The sequence below is a fragment of the Nitrospirae bacterium CG2_30_53_67 genome (genome assembly GCA_001873285.1).
GTDB lineage: Bacteria > CG2-30-53-67 > CG2-30-53-67 > CG2-30-53-67 > CG2-30-53-67 > CG2-30-53-67.
The window spans coordinates 1-16,332 of record MNYV01000073.1 but is presented as its reverse complement, the minus strand read 5'-3'; the positions used below and the strand labels follow the sequence as shown (position 1 = coordinate 16,332).

The following is a 16,332-nucleotide window of genomic DNA, read 5'->3' as shown; positions in this document are numbered from 1 at the left end:
TCGCCCCCGTCTCGGCGCCCGAGGCTCCGCCGGAGCCCGCTGTGTCAGAGATCAGGATCCCGTTGATACAGTCTTTCAGAGTCACGTTCACCAGGTATGCACCAGTGGCCGAGGCGGCATCTCCTGTAATTTTCACAGCCGGATCCGTATTCTGTGTCTGAATCGTGAACCCCGTGAGGACGACCCCGTCCGCGCCGGTGATGGTGATCCCGCCCTTGAGGAAGGTGCTGCCCGGATCCGCCCCGATCAGGGTGATGGTCTTGTTCATGACCAGATCTTCAGTGTAGGTTCCGGAAGGAATATAAAGGAGGGCGCCGGAAGAGGCCGCATCAATTGCGGCCTGTATCGAACCGGTCACCTTGATGTAACCGGAAAGATTCGGCGCCGAAGAGGCGTCTCGGGGATCCGCCTGGTAGGTGATCTCTACGGCATCGTTGTATCCGTCGCCGTCCGTATCCACCAGTGAAGGATCGGTCTCGCCGGCATCCAGCACCCCGTCTTTGTTGAGATCCTCTTTGTCATCCCGGATGCCGTCCTTGTCGGCATCCATATCCTTGGGGTCAATATCCTTGCCGTCCAGGATCCCGTCCCCGTCCGTATCCGTGTTCGTGGGATTGGTCCCTGCATTGAATTCGGCCAGATTGGAGAGCCCGTCCCCATCCTTGTCGGAGGCGCCGTCGTCTGTGACCGGGTCCAGGCCGTAAAAGGTCTCGAAACGGTCGATCATCCCATCGCCGTCAGCGTCCGGGTCGGAGATCGAGAAGAGGACCGATTTTCCTTCCTGGAGTTCGGATGGATCAAGGGTGAGCCCCGATGACCCGTCCTGGTTCTCAATCCCCACAGTGGCGGTTGTCAAATCGATGACCTCACCGCCTCGGAGCTCCTTGTATTGGAACAGGATGTCGCTGTTGTTTTCATAAAGGATCACCTCAAAGGTCCGGGCGCCCCCTTTTCCCTCCACCGGCACGCCGATCCACTCCGCCACAAAATAGCGGCTCCCCTCCACCCCCCCGGTTAGGGTATAGATGCTTCCCCCCTTGGAGGGGTCCAGGTTTGAAGAGAGCGGGGCGATAACCGCATTGGGAGCGGCCGCGTCCGGTATGGATGGAAGGCGCAGGGTTGTCTCAAGGCCGCTGGTGTCGTTCGGGAAACCGATCACGCCATTCGCGCCCACGATGATCTGCGTGTAAGCGTTATTGTAAAAATTGAAGGTAAACCCGAGGTCGACCGCCGCACTCACCGCATCGGCCCCGAGGTCGAGCCGGGCACCCCCGGTGGAGGCGCTGATATAGTCATAGGTATAGAAAACCGGAGAGACAAACGCATAATCAGCGGCTAAAACCTGTGCCGGTCTCAGGCTGAATCCCAGACAAAACAGGATCAAGACCCGCATGACCCCTGAAAAACCCTTCTTCAGTAAAGACATATCAGACCCCTTTGTAAGTTAACCAATGGAAAATAGGATATTTGGCCGCAAAAGTCAATCAATATATGTACTTTCCGCAAGAGGCCCAGGATGATCCCCCTGTTTTTTAAACGGTTTCAAATACCGGAAATTCTGTGTTATACTTCAAATAAGGGTTCAAGGGTTCATTAACTTTATGAACGTTCAGCGGAGATCTGCCCATGGGAGATGAAGAAGGTAGTAAACAGAATCATTTAAAGAAAATCTACGTCCTGGACACCAATGTCCTTCTTTACGACCCGGATTCGCTCTTCTCCTTTAAGGAAAATGACGTGGTCATCCCTGTGGTGGTGATCGAGGAGATGGACCGTTTCAAGAAGGACCTGAACGAGACCGGCAGGAACGCACGGCTGGTTTCCAGGAGATTGGATGAACTCCGAAAACAAAAAGGCCTCTCCCAGGGTGTCCAGTTGAAAAACGGAGGCGCCCTCAGAGTCTTTGTGGAAAAAAAGGTCTTTGATCTCCTCCCTCCTGAACTCCACATCTCCAAGGCGGACAACCGGATTCTCTCCGTGGCCATGGCGCTCAAGCAGACCAACCCCAAGCAGGAGGTGATCCTGGTCACCAAGGATACCAACATGAGGATCAAGGGGAATGCCTTCGGCATCCAGGCCGAGGACTACACCACCAACAAGGTGGAAATCAGCGAACTTTATACGGGCGTCACGACCAAGGATGTCTCGTCAGAGATGATCGACAAATTCTACCGGCAAAAAGGACTCCCCTGGGAAACCGATGGACTCGCGCCCAACCAATTCATCCATCTTGTGGATTTGTCTTCCCGCTCACACTCAGCCCTGGCCCGTTATCATGCAGACAACAAGGTCATTTCCCCCCTCAAGGATTTCAGCGCGGGCGTATGGGGGATACGTCCATTGAACAAAGAACAGCAGTATGCCATGGAACTTCTGATGGATCAGAAGGTGAAGGTGGTCACCCTTGTGGGGATTGCCGGAACAGGTAAGACCCTCCTCGCCCTGGCAGCCGGCCTGGAACAGACTGCCGAGCAGGGGCTGTACAAACGGCTGGTGGCCTGCCGCCCCATCCTCCCCATGGGCAAGGATCTGGGTTACCTCCCGGGGGACATTGAGGAAAAGCTTCTCCCCTGGATGCAGCCGATCTTCGACAACATGGAATTTCTGCTCGGCTCATCCGGAGGGCCCGAGGAGATCAAGAGAAACCTCAAGGAACTTCAGGAAATGGGGACCCTTCAGCTCGAGGCCCTGACCTATATCCGGGGACGAAGCCTTCCCAACCAGTACCTGATTGTGGACGAGGCGCAGAACCTCACGCCCCACGAAATCAAGACCGTCATTACGCGGGCCGGTCAAGGGACCAAGGTGGTTCTGACCGGAGATCCCTACCAGATCGATAATCCTTATGTGGATTCATCAAGCAACGGATTGACCTATGTGGTGGAGAGGTTCAAGGGTGAGCCCCTGTCCGGGCATGTCACCCTGTTCAAGGGAGAAAGGTCGGATCTTGCTGAACTGGCGGCAAAGATCCTTTAAACCGGATTCCATCATGGGGAAAGGCTAAGTGGCCCTATTCGTAAATATGGTGGCATTCGAGTGCCGTAGGGCGGGCTCATCGGCGTTCCGCTCCTTGCGGTGTACCAGAAGGGTACGCCTCAGTCGCGCGCCTTGATGCGCCCGCCCTACGACCCTCTCGGTACGTTACCATATTTACGAACAGGACCACTAAGTACTCTTTTTCACAACCAAGATTATCCTTGACCCCTTTCATATTTTTAATCTATAATAAAATAAAATGGGTAAAGAACCATAACCGCTTATTGATAAAGCGTATGCCGGAAGTATAGATACAGAGAATGTTTTCATTTTTATTGACGTTTGTAGTTACTTTGGTCTTTTTTTTGCTCATCCCTCATCCTGCCTATGCCTGGGGACCTGCTACACATATCTATCTCGGCGTGGAAATCCTCAAGGATGTTTCAGCCCTTTCCCCGCTGGTGGCCTCAATCCTTACTAAATTTCCCTATGATTTCCTGTATGGCTGCATCAGCGCGGACATCACGGTCGGGAAGAAATATATTCCATACCGCAAACATTGCCACAACTGGAGAATCGGCTTCAAGATCCTTTCCGAGGCCGAGAGCACGGCGCAGAAGGCCTTTGCCTTCGGCTACCTCTGCCACTTGGCTGCCGATACCGTGGCCCACAACTTTTTTGTCCCCAGCCGCATGATCAGCGCCTACAGCACAAAATCACTTGGGCATACCTACTGGGAGATCCGCGCCGACAGCCTGATCGGGCGCAAATACTGGCATGAATTCAAAAAGATAGACAAAGAGGTCCAAAAAACCCACGACCGGCTGATCCGGACCATCGTGGAACGGACGATTTTCCCCTTTGAGGTGAACAAGGGAATCTTCAACGGCATCCTGCTGATCAACCGCCTGAAACAGTGGCGCCAGATCGTCCGGGGCCTGACCTCCTTTTCCCGGTGGAGCCTGGGATTGGAAGACATGAACAAATATCACCGCCTCTCCATGCTTCTCATCCTGGATCTCCTGATCTCCTTTGAGCGCGCCGAATGCCTGAAACTGGACCCCACCGGAAAGGCCAATATCCGATCTGCCGGAAAGCTCAAAAAGAGCCTGAAACGCCTTGCCTTGGGGAGCAGGCTCAACGACTCCGCCTGCGAGTCCGTTGTCAAACAACTTCCGGTTCAGGCCCCATTCTTTGAATAGAAACTCGCTGTTTCCGGACTTGCCACCCTGCTGATCATCCTGTAAGATCTCCTTTAATGCAGCAGACACGGTTTGCGTAACTTGTGAGGTTTGTCCGATGGCGTCAGCTTCACCAAGGTCTAAGAAAATCTCAAAGGGAAAGGGGCCGGCAACCCCGAAGCATGCCCCTCTGATCGGCGCCCACATGTCCATTGCCGGCGGGATCTCCCTCTCCCTGGGCCGAGGCCGTGATCTCGGCTGCCGCACCATACAGATTTTCACCCGGAACGCAACACAATGGAAGGCCCCTCCCCTGTCCGAGGAAGAAGTCCTCTCATTCAAAACCATGGAAAAACAGACCGGAATCTCACCGGTGGTGGTGCACGATTCTTACCTCATCAATATCGCCTCCCCGGACCCCAAGAAACTCGAGGCCTCCCGGAACTCCCTGCTCCAAGAGATGGAGCGGACCGAGACGCTAGGCATCCCTTATCTGGTCATGCACCCAGGCGCCCACATGGGGTCCGGTGAGAAAGAGGGCCTGCTGCAGATCAGCCGATCCTTGAACGACCTGCATAAAAAGACGAGCGGCTTTGCCATGAAGATCCTGCTCGAAACCACGGCCGGCCAAGGGACCAACCTGGGATACACCTTCGAGCAGATCGAACGGATCATCTCCTCAGTAACTGAACCCGAACGGCTGGGGGTCTGCGTGGATACCTGCCATATCTTCGCCGCCGGCTACGACATCCGAACGGACGAGGGATATGAAGAGACCATGAGCGCTCTTATCGCGCGCTTCGGCCTTGAGAAGATCCGGTGCATCCACGTCAATGATTCCCAAAAAGAGTTCAAAAGCCGCGTGGACCGCCATGGACATATCGGTGAGGGGGAGATCGGGCTCCCGGCGTTCCGCCGCCTCATGACCGACCCCCGTTTCAAGACCGTCCCCAAGATCCTCGAGACCCCCAAAGGGAAAAATGATGAGATGGACAGGAAAAACCTGGACCGTCTCTTGAACCTGGCCCGATCTTCCGCCACCTAAATTCAAGAAGCGCCTTGACCGTTAAACACAGAGGGAGAAATTCCCCTCTTTGGCAAAGACTCGACGAATGGGTCCGCGCTGTTTGAACATCTTGACATGGGCTCATGTTTGATAATATAGTAAGAACAAAGTGGGTTGGGTTAATAGCATCAGGAGGCTATGTAAATGAAAATCAGAGTTATATTAGAGCCGAGTGAAGACGGGGGATATACCGTAATCGTGCCCGCGCTGCCGGGTTGTATAAGCGAAGGCGATACGAGAGAGAAAGCTCTCACCAACATAAAGGAGGCGATAGAACTGTATCTTGAGCCGGTTGATGATGATCTTGATTTTGCTCAAGACGCCGAATTTCTGGACATAGCGGTATGACGAAAGTCCCGAGCCTCGGCTATGAAGAAGTGATCAAGGCTCTGCGGCGCGGGGGGTGGGTTGTCGTCAGGCAGAAAGGCAGCCACATACGCCTGCAGAAACACACTCAGACGGAGGTACTCAAGCTTACTGTTCCCGCCCACCGTCCAATCAAACGCTCTACACTTTCACATATCCTGAGACAGGCGAGATTAACGGTTGATGAATTTCTGAATCTGTAAAGTGGCGAGCACTTCACTTGACCCCTGGACCCCAAGATACCACAGTGTAGTAGCCGTCGCAGACGGCAAAGATGGAGAAAAGCGGTGCACGCGAAGCGTAATCCTTGACCCCTGATGTTTTCACCCACTCTTTTGGAGATGAACTGAAAATCTAAACCTTCTTTTAAAACTGGCATGAATTGAGCCTTTCCCCTGCAAAGTGCATTTTCCAGGGAATGTGCTATACTATTGAACATCCACAGGCTGTATGTCCGTACTGAAGGGGTGATCTGTATGGCATTAAAACACGGATCCAAAAAGGCCCTTCTGGTGATCGATATGCTGAATGACTTCATCCTTCCGGAGGCGCCGCTCAGGGTCCCCTCGGCAGCGGGGATCATCCCTTTTCTTCAGGAAAAACTAAAGGAAATGAGATCGCAAAGGCTTCCGGTTATTTACATCTGTGATGCACACGACACTGACGACCAGGAATTTGAATACTGGCCGCCTCACGCCATGGAGGGGACCAGAGGCGCCGAGGTCATCGACTCTCTTGCCCCGGAACCTGGAGAGGTTATCATAAAAAAGAAACGATACTCGGGCTTCTACCAGAGCGGACTGGACCGGACGCTCAAATCCCTGGGGGTTGGCCATCTCATGGTCACCGGCGTGGTAAGCAACATCTGCGTTCTGTATACGGTGGCGGACGCCCGATCCCGGGGTTATCAGGTGAGCGTTCTCCGGGACGGCGTGGCCGGACTGGACCCAGGGGACCATGCCTTCGCCTTGAAGCAGATGCAGGAGGTCCTCCATGCCGAGATCGTCTGACCGGGAAAGGGCAGGAACACGAACAAAAAAAGATTTCATACGGCCACCGATGAAGAGATACGCCAGGGTAAGATCACCGATGTCTACTTTGAACGGACCCTCGAAGTCTTGAAGAAAAAGGGGATCCGCAAACACGTGCGGGCCGAGTTCATTGCCAAGGAGCTCCCCATGGGTTATGAATGGGGGGTCCTCGCAGGGATCGAGGAATGCGCCTCACTCATGGAAGGGCGCCCGGTTCACATCCGGTCCATGAAAGAAGGCTCTATCTTCTATCCCCTGGAACCGGTTATGGAGGTGGAGGGAGAGTATACGGACTTCACCCTCTTCGAAACCGCCCTCCTCGGCCTGATCTGCCAGGCATCGGGTGTGGCGACCCGCGCCGCACGCTGCAAAAAGGCCGCGGGTGACCGTGCCGTGATCAGCTTCGGGGCCAGAAGGATGCACCCGGCCATTGTCCCGATGATCGAGCGGAGCGCCTATATCGGCGGGTGCGACGCTGTCGCCGTTGGAAAGAGCGCAGAACTCATCGGGGCCGCGCCTGTGGGGACCATGCCCCACGCCCTTATCCTGGTCATGGGGGATACCCTTACAGCCACCAGGGCCTTTCACGAGATCATCGATAAAACCGTGAAACGGGTCTCCCTGATTGATACCTTCCACGATGAAAAGTTCGAGACCCTCAATGTGGCCGAGGCCATGGGCAAGGATCTTTATGCGGTGCGACTCGATACGCCCGGCTCCAGGCGAGGGGATTTCCTGAAGATCCTTCAGGAGGTACGCTGGGAACTCGATCTTCGGGGATTTAAGGACCTCAAGCTCTTTGTCAGCGGCGGTCTCAACGAAGAGGAGATCCTCCGTCTCAATCCGGTGGTCGATGCCTACGGCATCGGGACCTTCATCAGCAACGCCCCGGTCGTCGACTTTGCCATGGACATCGTGGAAATAGAAGGGAAGCCCCTGGCCAAACGGGGCAAGTGGTCCGGGGCCAAACGGGTGGTCTTTTGCCCCCACTGCCGCGCCAGAAAGATCCTCCCGCTGAAAGACAAGCAGGATCTCTGTACCTGCGGAAAAGCATATATCGACCTTCTCAACGCCCTGCTCAGCAGCGGGAAGGCCGTCCAAACCCTTCCAGACCCCCGGCCAATCCGGGAATTTGTCCTGGGCCAGCTCGCCAGTCTATGATCCCCTGGTTCCGTCCGTGCAGAGAGCCGGTTAAACTCCTTGAAAAGGCGGCCATCCCATTATATAATAGAAAAAAGCTGGACGGATATCATATCGGTCCGATCATATTTTCATCCAACTACAAGGAATCCTGACGAGGCAGACCCTATGCAGATCTATTTTGAACAGGAAGGCCGGCTTGAAAATACCCCTCTGTCCGGAATACTGAAATCCCTTTGTGACCGCTTGGAAAGCGGGATGCTGACCATTGAGCAGGACGAGATCAAAAAGTCGATCTACCTCAACAACGGGAACATCGTTTTTGCCACGTCGAACTGGGAGAACGACCGCCTGGGAATCTTCCTGTTCCAGCACGGGAAACTCACGCTCGAGGATTTCGAGCGATCCTCGGAGCTCATGACGCCGAATCGGCGACATGGGGAGATCCTTGTGGAACTGGGGGTCATCACACAGCAGAATTTGAATTGGGCGGTCAAAGAACAAGTCAAAGAGATCATCATGAGCCTCTTTCACTGGGACCGGGGGAGCTATACCTTTATCTCCATGGACCCTCTCAAAAGCGAGCCTATCACGCTCAAGGCCAAAACCCTGGATTTGATCCTGGATGGAACGAGACGCATCACCAGCTGGAAAATCATCCAGTCCGGGATCGGCTCCCTGGACGCACGCTTTAGGCTTTGTGAATCAAACGGGGAGATCCTCAACAGGATATACATGAAGCCCAAGGAAAAAAAGGTGGTCGAGGCGCTCCATCAGGCCCGATCGGTCCGGGAGATCTGTAATGAACTTGAAATCGGCGATTTCGAGATTTGCCGTATCCTGATGGGGCTTCAGGCCGTCGGAATCATCGAAAAAGCCGCAAGCCGTGTGGAGACCTGCTGAAACCGAATATCATTCCCCCCTGTTTCTATTTGACCATCAAAAATAGATTTGTCAAGAATGCCCTCTTTGTTGTATCCTATTAAATGGATTTAACAGGAGAGAGGGCCATGGCACTCCTTGAGTTCCAGGTTGATGAGATTTTCAGCATTGAAGAAGGTCTCAAGGTCTTACGGGAAGAGATTGAACGGAACAGCAGTATTGAGCTTGTTAATATTCCTCTCAATCTGATCCGGGAATGGCGTCCCCTGCTCCAGGGGAAAAAAGTGACCTTGTACAACAACCTTGTGGACGGACTCCCCGCCGACATCCAGGACCTCGGCAGAGAGGTCTTCACCTCCGTGAAGATGAAAGGGACGATTTACGGACGGGTCGTAGAGAAGGGTGAAATCTTTCTCAAGCATAAGATCTACAACATCTGGTACGACGATAAAGAGATCCTCAACATCGGGGGCATCACCTACAGACGATGCGTGAAATGCATCCAGTCCATGCACCGGGATATCCTCCTCGAAGACCAGATGGATGTCCTGAACATCATGACCCTTTATGACGCGGAAAGAGGGACCGAGGCCATCCTCAAAGCCGTGGAAAAATCATCCCGTGTTCGGATCGTAAACCTTCCGAAAATCCTTGTGAAAAAGGTCGTGGTTCAGCTCGACGCAGACGACATCAAGATCATCTGCGCCCAGAGGAGCGACGAGGCCAGAAAGGTGGCAAACCAATACAACGCCAAGGTCTCGGGAAGCCTGCTCAATGTCTATTCCATGTACAAGGGGAAAAAAGTAAAGAGCGGCGGGATCGCCCTGGACGAGAGCTTCTTCAGCGTGGATTACCTGGAGGATGAGATATACTCGATCCTGGGTATCGAATGGCCCCGCTGCCCCTCCTGCATGACCGACTTCTACGAACTGGGCTGGCGCGCCGCCACCAAGGTCAGATAATCTCAGCCAAGGGGTCACCCATTGATCATTGGATCATATTTCAAGGGAAAAGACATAACCCCCCGGTGGGTATGCCCCATGTGTAGATAGGTAACCGGTCATTCTGGGCTGTTCAGACGTCCCAGAAGGATCGTAGCGAAGACGAAATTCATCCTTTCTTCCTTCTGTACCTTTTTGTAAAAGTCACAGACCTTGCAGTCGTCATATTTCCTGGCGAAGGTCCCCTGGATCTTTCCGCCGCACAGGGTCCCCGCGACGACCCAGCAGGCCCGGCCTGCATTTCTGCCGCCGTGCACCCCATCAAGTTTGCCCAATGTTGCCGCAGGGCATTCACCCAGATCGTGCACATGTCTACCTCCGGGTTCCCGGCCGCATTTCTTGATATCCCAGCAGTTGAGTTTTTTCATATAAGGCTTTTCTTGCAGCATTTCTATAAATTATATTTCCCCGCAATGAAACTGTCAACAACTGAAACACAATAAACATGAAACACCATGAACATATTTTTTTTGCAGCCTCTCCGGGAACGGATAATGATCAACCGCCTTACAATAATGACGATAGGGACTTAACAATTTGCATCTTCTTGTCTATTCATTAGCCCGACTTCCGCAACTCGCTCCTGAAACGGACGAATTTTCCAGGCAAGGAGAGTGTAAGCCATTGATATAGAAAGGTGCGCCTTCTTGAAATGGCTTGTAGTGCCGACCTACCCTCTTGGTATGGAACGAGCGCTTCGGCTGGCTCGGAGGCCTTTCTTTCAGCGCCTCGGCCTGGCGGGTGCGCTGCCGGGACGAGTTCATCGGCTGGAGTGAAGACGCCCGCAAACAGACCCTGCAACTCGTGGTCAACAACAGCCGGTTTCTGATTGCGCCCATGGTCAAGGTGCCGGGCCTGGCCTCCCACGTTCTTTCTCAGTGCTCTAAACGGCTCGCTGAGGACTGGCAGGAACGGTATTCGTATCGGCCCCGTTTTGCTTGAGACCTTTATAGAACGAGGCCGGTTTACGGGGGTCTGCTATCGCGCCGCCAACTGGCACTATGCGGGCGCCACCACGGGTCGAGGCCGTCAGGGAACAGGAACGACGACCAAAGATGTCTACCTGTATCCCCTCTGCGATGATTGGAAAACGACCTTGTGCCGGCTTGCGGATGGAACCGTTTCCACTCGTCAAAAACCACCGTACCGGGAACCAGCCGACTGGACCGAGGAAGAGTTCGGCGGCGCGGCGTTGGGCGATAAAAGGCTGGGGAATCGACTGATGCAACTGGGCGGATCTTTTTTCGCTATGCCTGCCGACAACATCCCCCAGGCGTGCGCCACCGATGCCGCCGCAAAAGCGGCTTACCGGTTCTTCGACAATGATCAGGTTAGTATGAATGCCATCCTGTCGCCCCACTTCGAGACGACTGAACAACGCCTGCGCGCCCAAGAAGTCGTCCTGGTCGTACAGGACACCACGAGCCTCAATTACACGAGCCATCCCGAAACCCTCGGCCTCGGTCCCATCAACACGCAGGGCGATAAAAGCATAGGACTTCTGCTGCATGATACCATGGCGTTTACGCCGGAGGGCACCCCGCTCGGTCTGCTCGATGTGCAGTGCTGGGCGCGAAACGAAGACGAGGCAGGCAAGCGGCACGAGCGCCACGGCAAGCCTATTGAAGGAAAAGAGAGCTTCAAATGGCTCAAGAGCTACCTGGCCGTCTCTGCAATCCAGGCCAGGTGCCCCAACACGAAGCTTATCGTGATGGCGGACCGCGAGGCCGATGACGATGAGTTGTTTGCCGAACATCTCCAAACCCGCAAAAGCGCCGAGCTGCTCATCCGGGCGGAACGATCTCGCAATCGAAACGTCGCCGACGATGAGGAGCACATCCAGCGCCTGTGGCCTTTCATGGATGCCCTGAAGCCTGCCGGTGTGGTAGAGGTGGCGGCGCCGCCGCGACCGGATCGGACTCTGCGGACGGCGAGGCTCGAAGTTCGCTTTGCCCCGGTCACCCTCAAGACCCCTCATCGAAAACCCGGTTTGCCCGATGTGCCGCTTTATGCCGTCCATGCCAAGGAGATCGACGCGCCCGCCGGCATCGAACCGCTCGAATGGATGCTGCTTACCACCCTGGCGACGACCTCCTTTGAGGAGGCAAAGGCCGCCCTTGCCTATTATACCAAGCGCTGGGGCATTGAAATATACCACCGCGTGCTCAAGAGCGGCTGCCGCATTGAGGACAGGCAACTGGGAACAGCACGGCGTCTGGAAAACTGTCTGGCGATCGATATGGTGGTGGCGTGGCGGATTCATCATCTCACCTGGCTCGGTCGTGAAACACCGAACGTGCCCTGCACGGTTTACTTTGACGATGCAACATGGAAAGCCCTTGTCGGCTTCATGAATCAGACCCCCGTGGTCCCGGCTGCGCCGCCCACGCTCCGGCAGGCGATGATCATGGTCGTGACGCTGGGCGGCTTCCTCAACCGCAAATCGGACGGCGAGCCAGGGACGGAAACCCTCTGGCGCGGGCTGCAGCGTCTTGACGATATAACCCAGGCGTACATCGCCTTTGTGCTTCGACCTCAACATATCCCCCCTGCGGTCTCATCCAACCCCGGTTATGGGTAAAGATGAGCATCAAGGGAGGGGATGCCCGCCGGCAGTTCCCTCGCCCCTTGTGGGAGAGGATAAGGGTGAGGGGTAAAGCATTTCGATTAACTGCATACTCCCGGAATGGCCAAACTCCGGGAGTCCCCCGGCAGAGCCGGGGGTTTACCTATATGCAATTAAAAGGTGTTTGTTTGCGTGTACTTATTGGATTGAAGCTTCGTTTTTAACTCCGCCATCATAAATGCCAAGGCGTCGTTCGAAACGATGTGTGAGTCTGATTCTGAATTTGAAGTCCGGCTTCGTCTGACGACTACGCCGTGACAATCTTCGTTCTCACTACGTTTCGAACGAAGATTGGTGGCGGTGGCTGGACTCGAACCAGCGACTCTACGGATATGAGCCGTATGCTCTGACCGGCTGAGCTACACCGCCCCAAACTACCAAGACCGTTTAAATTAATGAATTCCGCTTAAATTGTCAAGAATATTTCTGTGAATTGGGTCTGCGACAAAAATGCCTGCCCTCCGACTGGATCGGGGGATCGGAGGACAGGGCCAACCGGAGCATCCACTCCTTATATTTTGTCTGGGTTCCCCGATCCAGTCGGGGAATGACGCTCTCAGAGAAATGCTAATGGGTGTCTGACCCCCATTTCCCTACTTCGCATTCTCATAAATATCTTTGCCGATCAAGGCAAGCAGAGAGTCAAAATGCTGGTAGACCTGCTGCCGGGACATGGCCCTGGATGCGTTCTTCTCCAGAATAAAATCCCCCTCTCTGAGTCCGAGAACGGCGGCATCCCTGGAGCGGATGGCCCTGACCCAGATTTCAACATGATAATTCTCTGAGCGGTCCGTACCCGGTCGATCCGTCTCTTTGCCGATCTCCACTTGACCGAGCACCACCGCATCAACACCCAGTCTTCGTCCCTGGATGGCGGTGAGCTGGTTATTCTCACGCAGCTTTTCAAAACTCTCCGGGGTGTTGTCCACGGAGAGCGGGCCATCCATGACTTGAAAACCTCGCACATGGAACTGCTGGCCGGCAAAACCGGTAAAATCTTCTCCAGCCTCTGAAAACATGCCTATAGGTAATGAGACGTTTATCCTGTTTGTGATCAGTATCCCGAGTCGAAGGGACTCACTGGCGTGAGGAATCACCCCGATGTCCGAAAGCCTTTTCTTAACCTTATCCTCGGAGACAGAGGCCTCCAGTTCAATCTTGTAGAGGTTTTCGACGCGGGCATCCAATACGAACCGGTACCATTCGATATAATAGAACGGGTCCGTGGAGAGGATCTTCTCGTAAGCCTTGTCCTGGTCCGGAGCTTCGGTATAATTGAGGATGCCGGAGAGCGATTCCTGGATCGCGTTCCTCAAGGCCTTGTCAAGGGCCCTGTTTCTGGCTCCCTCTACATCCCCTCTGAGGATGACACCGGTCCCTGAGCCCTGAACGATTTTCCCCGCCGAAACCGGACCGGGGAAAAAGCAAAAAAACACTAAAGCGGCACAAAGGATCCGTAAGTGCGACAACTCACCCTCCAAAAACCGGCATGCAGGAACGGTCCGTCTGAAGCATCTCCAGGAACGCCTCGATCCGGATCCTGGTCCTCTGGTCGAGGGGCCCGGGCTTATCCCCCTCGAGGGTCAGCACCGGGACATTCAGCTTTTTCCTGAACAGGATGTCTTCGATCTGCCGGAAGCAGAAGGCCTGAACGTAATGGATCACCCCCTGGATCCCGCGCATTCGGATCTGGGCCGTGATATCTTCAATCCGGCCGTACACGCTGTAGGGATAGGTGTAGTGGAGGTACTGCTCCACCAGGTCCTCGGTCTCGTACGGCATGGCGAACTGGCGCTGGATCTCATTGAAAACCACCCTGGCCCCGGCCTCTTCGATAAAGTCATAGATCCCCCGCGTGATGGGGGGGACGCCGATAAACCCGATGCGGGGCCCGTCCGGAAACGGACGCCGTTCTTGGACTTCCGCCAGGAAGCGGTCGAGATCCTTTTCGTATGCCAAGGGGTCACCCCGGAAATCACTTGAGCAGACCTGATAGATATGGTTCTCCTGACCGGTTACCCGGTTCCCCTCCCAGGTCTCACGGTCTATCACCCTGATCTTTTCCCGAACCCGGTCCAGGGCCTCCTTGACTTTCTGCGCTTCCCCCCATGAGGCGCCGAAATGCTCAGCCATCTTCTCTATCTGAAGGCGGAGCAGGTCGTGGTCCCGGTCGTAGGGAAAGGCAAAAGGAAATATGCGGATCCCCTCTTCCTCAAAGACCTCCATGAGGGCCTGGGTATTGCTGCAGTCTCCCTGGGTCACGGCCACGATCTCGGACAGATGCCGGACTCGGGCCGCCGCATAGATCCCCTTGATCCATCCACAGGTGTTCCTCGGGAATCCCCGGGTCTCGGCCTCCTCCACACGAAGGCCGGCTTCGGGATCCTCGATAAAGATGTTGTTCAGATCTACCGGAATACGGCCGGCCGCGAAGAGGACTTCGACTGGGATGCTGGTGGTAAACCCGACCTTCTTCTGTTCCATGAAATGCACTCTACAACACTGCCCCTGCCATGTCAACATGGGACATGATGAAGGGTTCTGACCCCCGTAATATCTAATGTTTATCTGCCGTCAAACAGGAAGGTTCCTGAGTGGCCCTATTCGTAAATACGGCGGCATTCGAGGCCGTATGGCGGTCTCATTAGCGTTCCGCTCCTTGCGGTGTACCAGAGGGTACGCCTCAGTCGCGCGCCTTGATGAGACCGCCCTACGACCCTCTACCGGTAAACCGAGTACAAGTCGGTACGTTACCATATTTACGAACAGGACCACTAAGCGCCGAAGCTACCTGCTCTTATGCCCATCGCGCCGATGACCAACTTTTACTACGATGACCACGAGCATGTCATCCCTGATTTCGTAGATGATGCGGTAGACACCTTGACGGACACGATACCTCTCCTGACCGGACAATTTCTCACAGCCCGGCGCCCGCGGATCCTTAGCCAGCAAATCGAAGCATTTAAGAATCCGAACGACATCCTTGTTCGGAATACCACGAAGATCCTTGGCAACGGATTTCTTGAATATCAGTCTATATCTTGCCATGGGCCTTCAAATCTTTTAACAACGCCTCGTAAGTTATGGCGGGCTCCTTCGCACGATCATCGAATGCAGCGAGATCTTCCTGATCCTCTCTCAGGATGACCCGAACTGCGTCATTCACGATGTCAGACAGACTGCGCTGGGTATGAACCGCCTTCAATCGCAGGGCCCGGTGAAGTTCCGGCTTAAAATAGATAGTGGACCGTTTTGCTTCACTCATTTTCGTCACCTCCATGGCTGAGTTTAGCGCTATGACGTTGTTATGTCAAGACATTATAATGTCGCACTATGAATTTGCTCTTACAAGCATAGCAGGGAAATACCCATAAACTTTCATACCTTCAAAAAAATATTTGGTGTGAGGGATCACAAAAGTCACTGATCACAATTTCATAGACGGGTTTCAGGGAGCGGGGGCTTTTGCGGGTGCATGCTCAGAAGAAGATCCCTGCGATTGACAAACTCCTCCCGGTCATAGGCGGACATCTCCACGATGCCTGTGTCCATGCGGATGGCATCCACGGGGCAGGCCTCCACACAGAGGCCGCACATGATACAGCGGTCCAGAACAATATTAAACTCCACAGGATATTTCTCGATGGCAGGGTCCCGGCTTTCACCGGCGCGGACATGGATGCACTGCGCCGGACAGATGGTGGGGCAAAGCATGCAGGCCACACACCTTGGGGAACCGTCTTCCCTTTGGACCAGACGATGCCGGGCCCGGTATCCGGCGGGGATGACCCGGCGCTCTTCAGGATACTGGATGGTCACGGCCCCCTTCTTGCTTTTCATCAGGCCGAACAGGTGCGCCGTATGAATGAAGAGATTGCGAAAGAAGTGCCTTGCCGTGATCGCGAGCCCCTTCACCACTTCGCCCACGTAGAGACGTTCCAAAAGGCCCAGTGAGCTTTTTTCTTTCTCTGTTGTTTTCATATTATCCGATAACCAACCTTGTCATTCCCCGACTACCAAACTTGATGGTCTAAGTTATATTCCCCCTCCCCTGGTGGGA

The 16,332-nt window shown here is 54.5% G+C and carries 17 protein-coding genes, 1 tRNA gene and 1 pseudogene; 11 read left to right on the top strand and 8 right to left on the bottom strand.

Annotated elements, in window-relative coordinates:
- Positions 1-1,426: pseudogene (locus AUK29_04050) on the bottom strand (hypothetical protein).
- Positions 1,427-1,626: 200 nt separating this feature from the next.
- On the opposite strand from AUK29_04050, the gene AUK29_04045 reads away from it, so the two are divergent.
- The 9 genes from AUK29_04045 to AUK29_04005 all read left to right on the top strand — a co-directional run bounded on the left by AUK29_04045 (position 1,627) and on the right by AUK29_04005 (position 9,604).
- Positions 1,627-2,976: a phosphate starvation-inducible protein PhoH gene (locus AUK29_04045; protein ID OIP64684.1), complete on the top strand. Its 1,350-nt coding sequence runs from the start codon at positions 1,627-1,629 to the stop codon at positions 2,974-2,976.
- Positions 2,977-3,296: 320 nt separating this feature from the next.
- Positions 3,297-4,178 carry a hypothetical protein gene (locus AUK29_04040; GenBank protein ID OIP64683.1) on the top strand — a complete coding sequence of 294 codons (882 nt, stop codon included), beginning with the start codon at positions 3,297-3,299 and terminating at the stop codon, positions 4,176-4,178.
- Positions 4,179-4,362: 184 nt separating this feature from the next.
- Positions 4,363-5,202: a deoxyribonuclease IV gene (locus AUK29_04035; protein OIP64682.1), complete on the top strand. Its 840-nt coding sequence runs from the start codon at positions 4,363-4,365 to the stop codon at positions 5,200-5,202.
- A 165-nt stretch (positions 5,203-5,367) separates the two neighbouring features.
- On the top strand, positions 5,368-5,571 hold the full coding sequence (locus AUK29_04030) for a HicB family protein (protein ID OIP64681.1): 204 nt from the start codon (positions 5,368-5,370) through the stop codon (positions 5,569-5,571).
- Positions 5,568-5,792, top strand: a complete 225-nt coding sequence (locus AUK29_04025; protein OIP64680.1) for a hypothetical protein — start codon at positions 5,568-5,570, stop codon at positions 5,790-5,792. The genes AUK29_04030 and AUK29_04025 overlap by 4 nt, the downstream gene beginning before the upstream one ends.
- A 273-nt stretch (positions 5,793-6,065) precedes the next feature.
- On the top strand, positions 6,066-6,599 hold the full coding sequence (locus AUK29_04020) for a nicotinamidase (protein OIP64679.1): 534 nt from the start codon (positions 6,066-6,068) through the stop codon (positions 6,597-6,599).
- Between the two features lie 57 nt (positions 6,600-6,656).
- Positions 6,657-7,781: a nicotinate phosphoribosyltransferase gene (locus AUK29_04015; protein ID OIP64678.1), complete on the top strand. Its 1,125-nt coding sequence runs from the start codon at positions 6,657-6,659 to the stop codon at positions 7,779-7,781.
- 147 nt (positions 7,782-7,928) lie between these two features.
- Positions 7,929-8,663 (top strand): hypothetical protein, encoded by a 735-nt coding sequence (locus AUK29_04010; protein ID OIP64677.1) that lies wholly within the window; start codon positions 7,929-7,931, stop codon positions 8,661-8,663.
- Positions 8,664-8,770: 107 nt separating this feature from the next.
- Positions 8,771-9,604: a hypothetical protein gene (locus tag AUK29_04005; GenBank protein ID OIP64676.1), complete on the top strand. Its 834-nt coding sequence runs from the start codon at positions 8,771-8,773 to the stop codon at positions 9,602-9,604.
- A 98-nt stretch (positions 9,605-9,702) separates the two neighbouring features.
- On the opposite strand, the gene AUK29_04000 is transcribed toward AUK29_04005, so the two are convergent.
- The gene (locus AUK29_04000) at positions 9,703-10,011 is read right to left on the bottom strand and encodes a hypothetical protein (GenBank protein OIP64685.1); all 309 of its coding nucleotides are present in this window, start codon (positions 10,009-10,011) and stop codon (positions 9,703-9,705) included.
- A gap of 310 nt (positions 10,012-10,321) precedes the next feature.
- Here AUK29_04000 and AUK29_03995 point away from each other — a divergent pair, with 310 nt between their 5' ends.
- Complete coding sequence (locus AUK29_03995) at positions 10,322-10,585, top strand: hypothetical protein (protein ID OIP64675.1); 264 nt, start codon at positions 10,322-10,324, stop codon at positions 10,583-10,585.
- On the top strand, positions 10,578-12,224 hold the full coding sequence (locus tag AUK29_03990; GenBank protein OIP64674.1) for a hypothetical protein: 1,647 nt from the start codon (positions 10,578-10,580) through the stop codon (positions 12,222-12,224). Before AUK29_03995 ends, AUK29_03990 begins: the two co-directional genes overlap by 8 nt.
- A 337-nt stretch (positions 12,225-12,561) precedes the next feature.
- Here AUK29_03990 and AUK29_03985 read toward each other — a convergent pair.
- The 6 genes from AUK29_03985 to AUK29_03960 all read right to left on the bottom strand — a co-directional run bounded on the left by AUK29_03985 (position 12,562) and on the right by AUK29_03960 (position 16,253).
- Positions 12,562-12,638, bottom strand: a tRNA-Met gene (locus AUK29_03985).
- 224 nt (positions 12,639-12,862) lie between these two features.
- Positions 12,863-13,705, bottom strand: coding sequence for a hypothetical protein (locus AUK29_03980; protein ID OIP64673.1), 843 nt, complete (start codon positions 13,703-13,705; stop codon positions 12,863-12,865).
- A gap of 34 nt (positions 13,706-13,739) precedes the next feature.
- Positions 13,740-14,753: a 2-hydroxyglutaryl-CoA dehydratase gene (locus AUK29_03975; protein OIP64672.1), complete on the bottom strand. Its 1,014-nt coding sequence runs from the start codon at positions 14,751-14,753 to the stop codon at positions 13,740-13,742.
- Between the two features lie 303 nt (positions 14,754-15,056).
- Positions 15,057-15,320 (bottom strand): addiction module antitoxin, encoded by a 264-nt coding sequence (locus AUK29_03970; protein OIP64671.1) that lies wholly within the window; start codon positions 15,318-15,320, stop codon positions 15,057-15,059.
- Positions 15,307-15,537, bottom strand: a complete 231-nt coding sequence (locus AUK29_03965; protein ID OIP64670.1) for a CopG family transcriptional regulator — start codon at positions 15,535-15,537, stop codon at positions 15,307-15,309. Before AUK29_03965 ends, AUK29_03970 begins: the two co-directional genes overlap by 14 nt.
- Positions 15,538-15,707: 170 nt before the next feature.
- Positions 15,708-16,253, bottom strand: coding sequence for a hypothetical protein (locus AUK29_03960; protein ID OIP64669.1), 546 nt, complete (start codon positions 16,251-16,253; stop codon positions 15,708-15,710).
- Between the last annotated feature and the right edge of the window lie 79 nt (positions 16,254-16,332).

Bases quoted from the DNA above. Each gene is read 5' to 3' on its own strand.
- AUK29_04030 (OIP64681.1), top strand. From the start codon at position 5,368: ATGAAAATCAGAGTTATATTAGAGCCGAGTGAAGACGGGGGATATACC.
- AUK29_03960 (OIP64669.1), bottom strand. From the start codon at position 16,253: ATGAAAACAACAGAGAAAGAAAAAAGCTCACTGGGCCTTTTGGAACGT.
- AUK29_04010 (OIP64677.1), top strand. From the start codon at position 7,929: ATGCAGATCTATTTTGAACAGGAAGGCCGGCTTGAAAATACCCCTCTG.
- AUK29_04025 (OIP64680.1), top strand. From the start codon at position 5,568: ATGACGAAAGTCCCGAGCCTCGGCTATGAAGAAGTGATCAAGGCTCTG.
- AUK29_04045 (OIP64684.1), top strand. From the start codon at position 1,627: ATGGGAGATGAAGAAGGTAGTAAACAGAATCATTTAAAGAAAATCTAC.
- AUK29_04035 (OIP64682.1), top strand. From the start codon at position 4,363: ATGTCCATTGCCGGCGGGATCTCCCTCTCCCTGGGCCGAGGCCGTGAT.
- AUK29_04000 (OIP64685.1), bottom strand. From the start codon at position 10,011: ATGAAAAAACTCAACTGCTGGGATATCAAGAAATGCGGCCGGGAACCC.
- AUK29_04020 (OIP64679.1), top strand. From the start codon at position 6,066: ATGGCATTAAAACACGGATCCAAAAAGGCCCTTCTGGTGATCGATATG.
- AUK29_04005 (OIP64676.1), top strand. From the start codon at position 8,771: ATGGCACTCCTTGAGTTCCAGGTTGATGAGATTTTCAGCATTGAAGAA.
- AUK29_03970 (OIP64671.1), bottom strand. From the start codon at position 15,320: ATGGCAAGATATAGACTGATATTCAAGAAATCCGTTGCCAAGGATCTT.
- AUK29_04040 (OIP64683.1), top strand. From the start codon at position 3,297: ATGTTTTCATTTTTATTGACGTTTGTAGTTACTTTGGTCTTTTTTTTG.
- AUK29_03965 (OIP64670.1), bottom strand. From the start codon at position 15,537: ATGAGTGAAGCAAAACGGTCCACTATCTATTTTAAGCCGGAACTTCAC.
- AUK29_03975 (OIP64672.1), bottom strand. From the start codon at position 14,753: ATGGAACAGAAGAAGGTCGGGTTTACCACCAGCATCCCAGTCGAAGTC.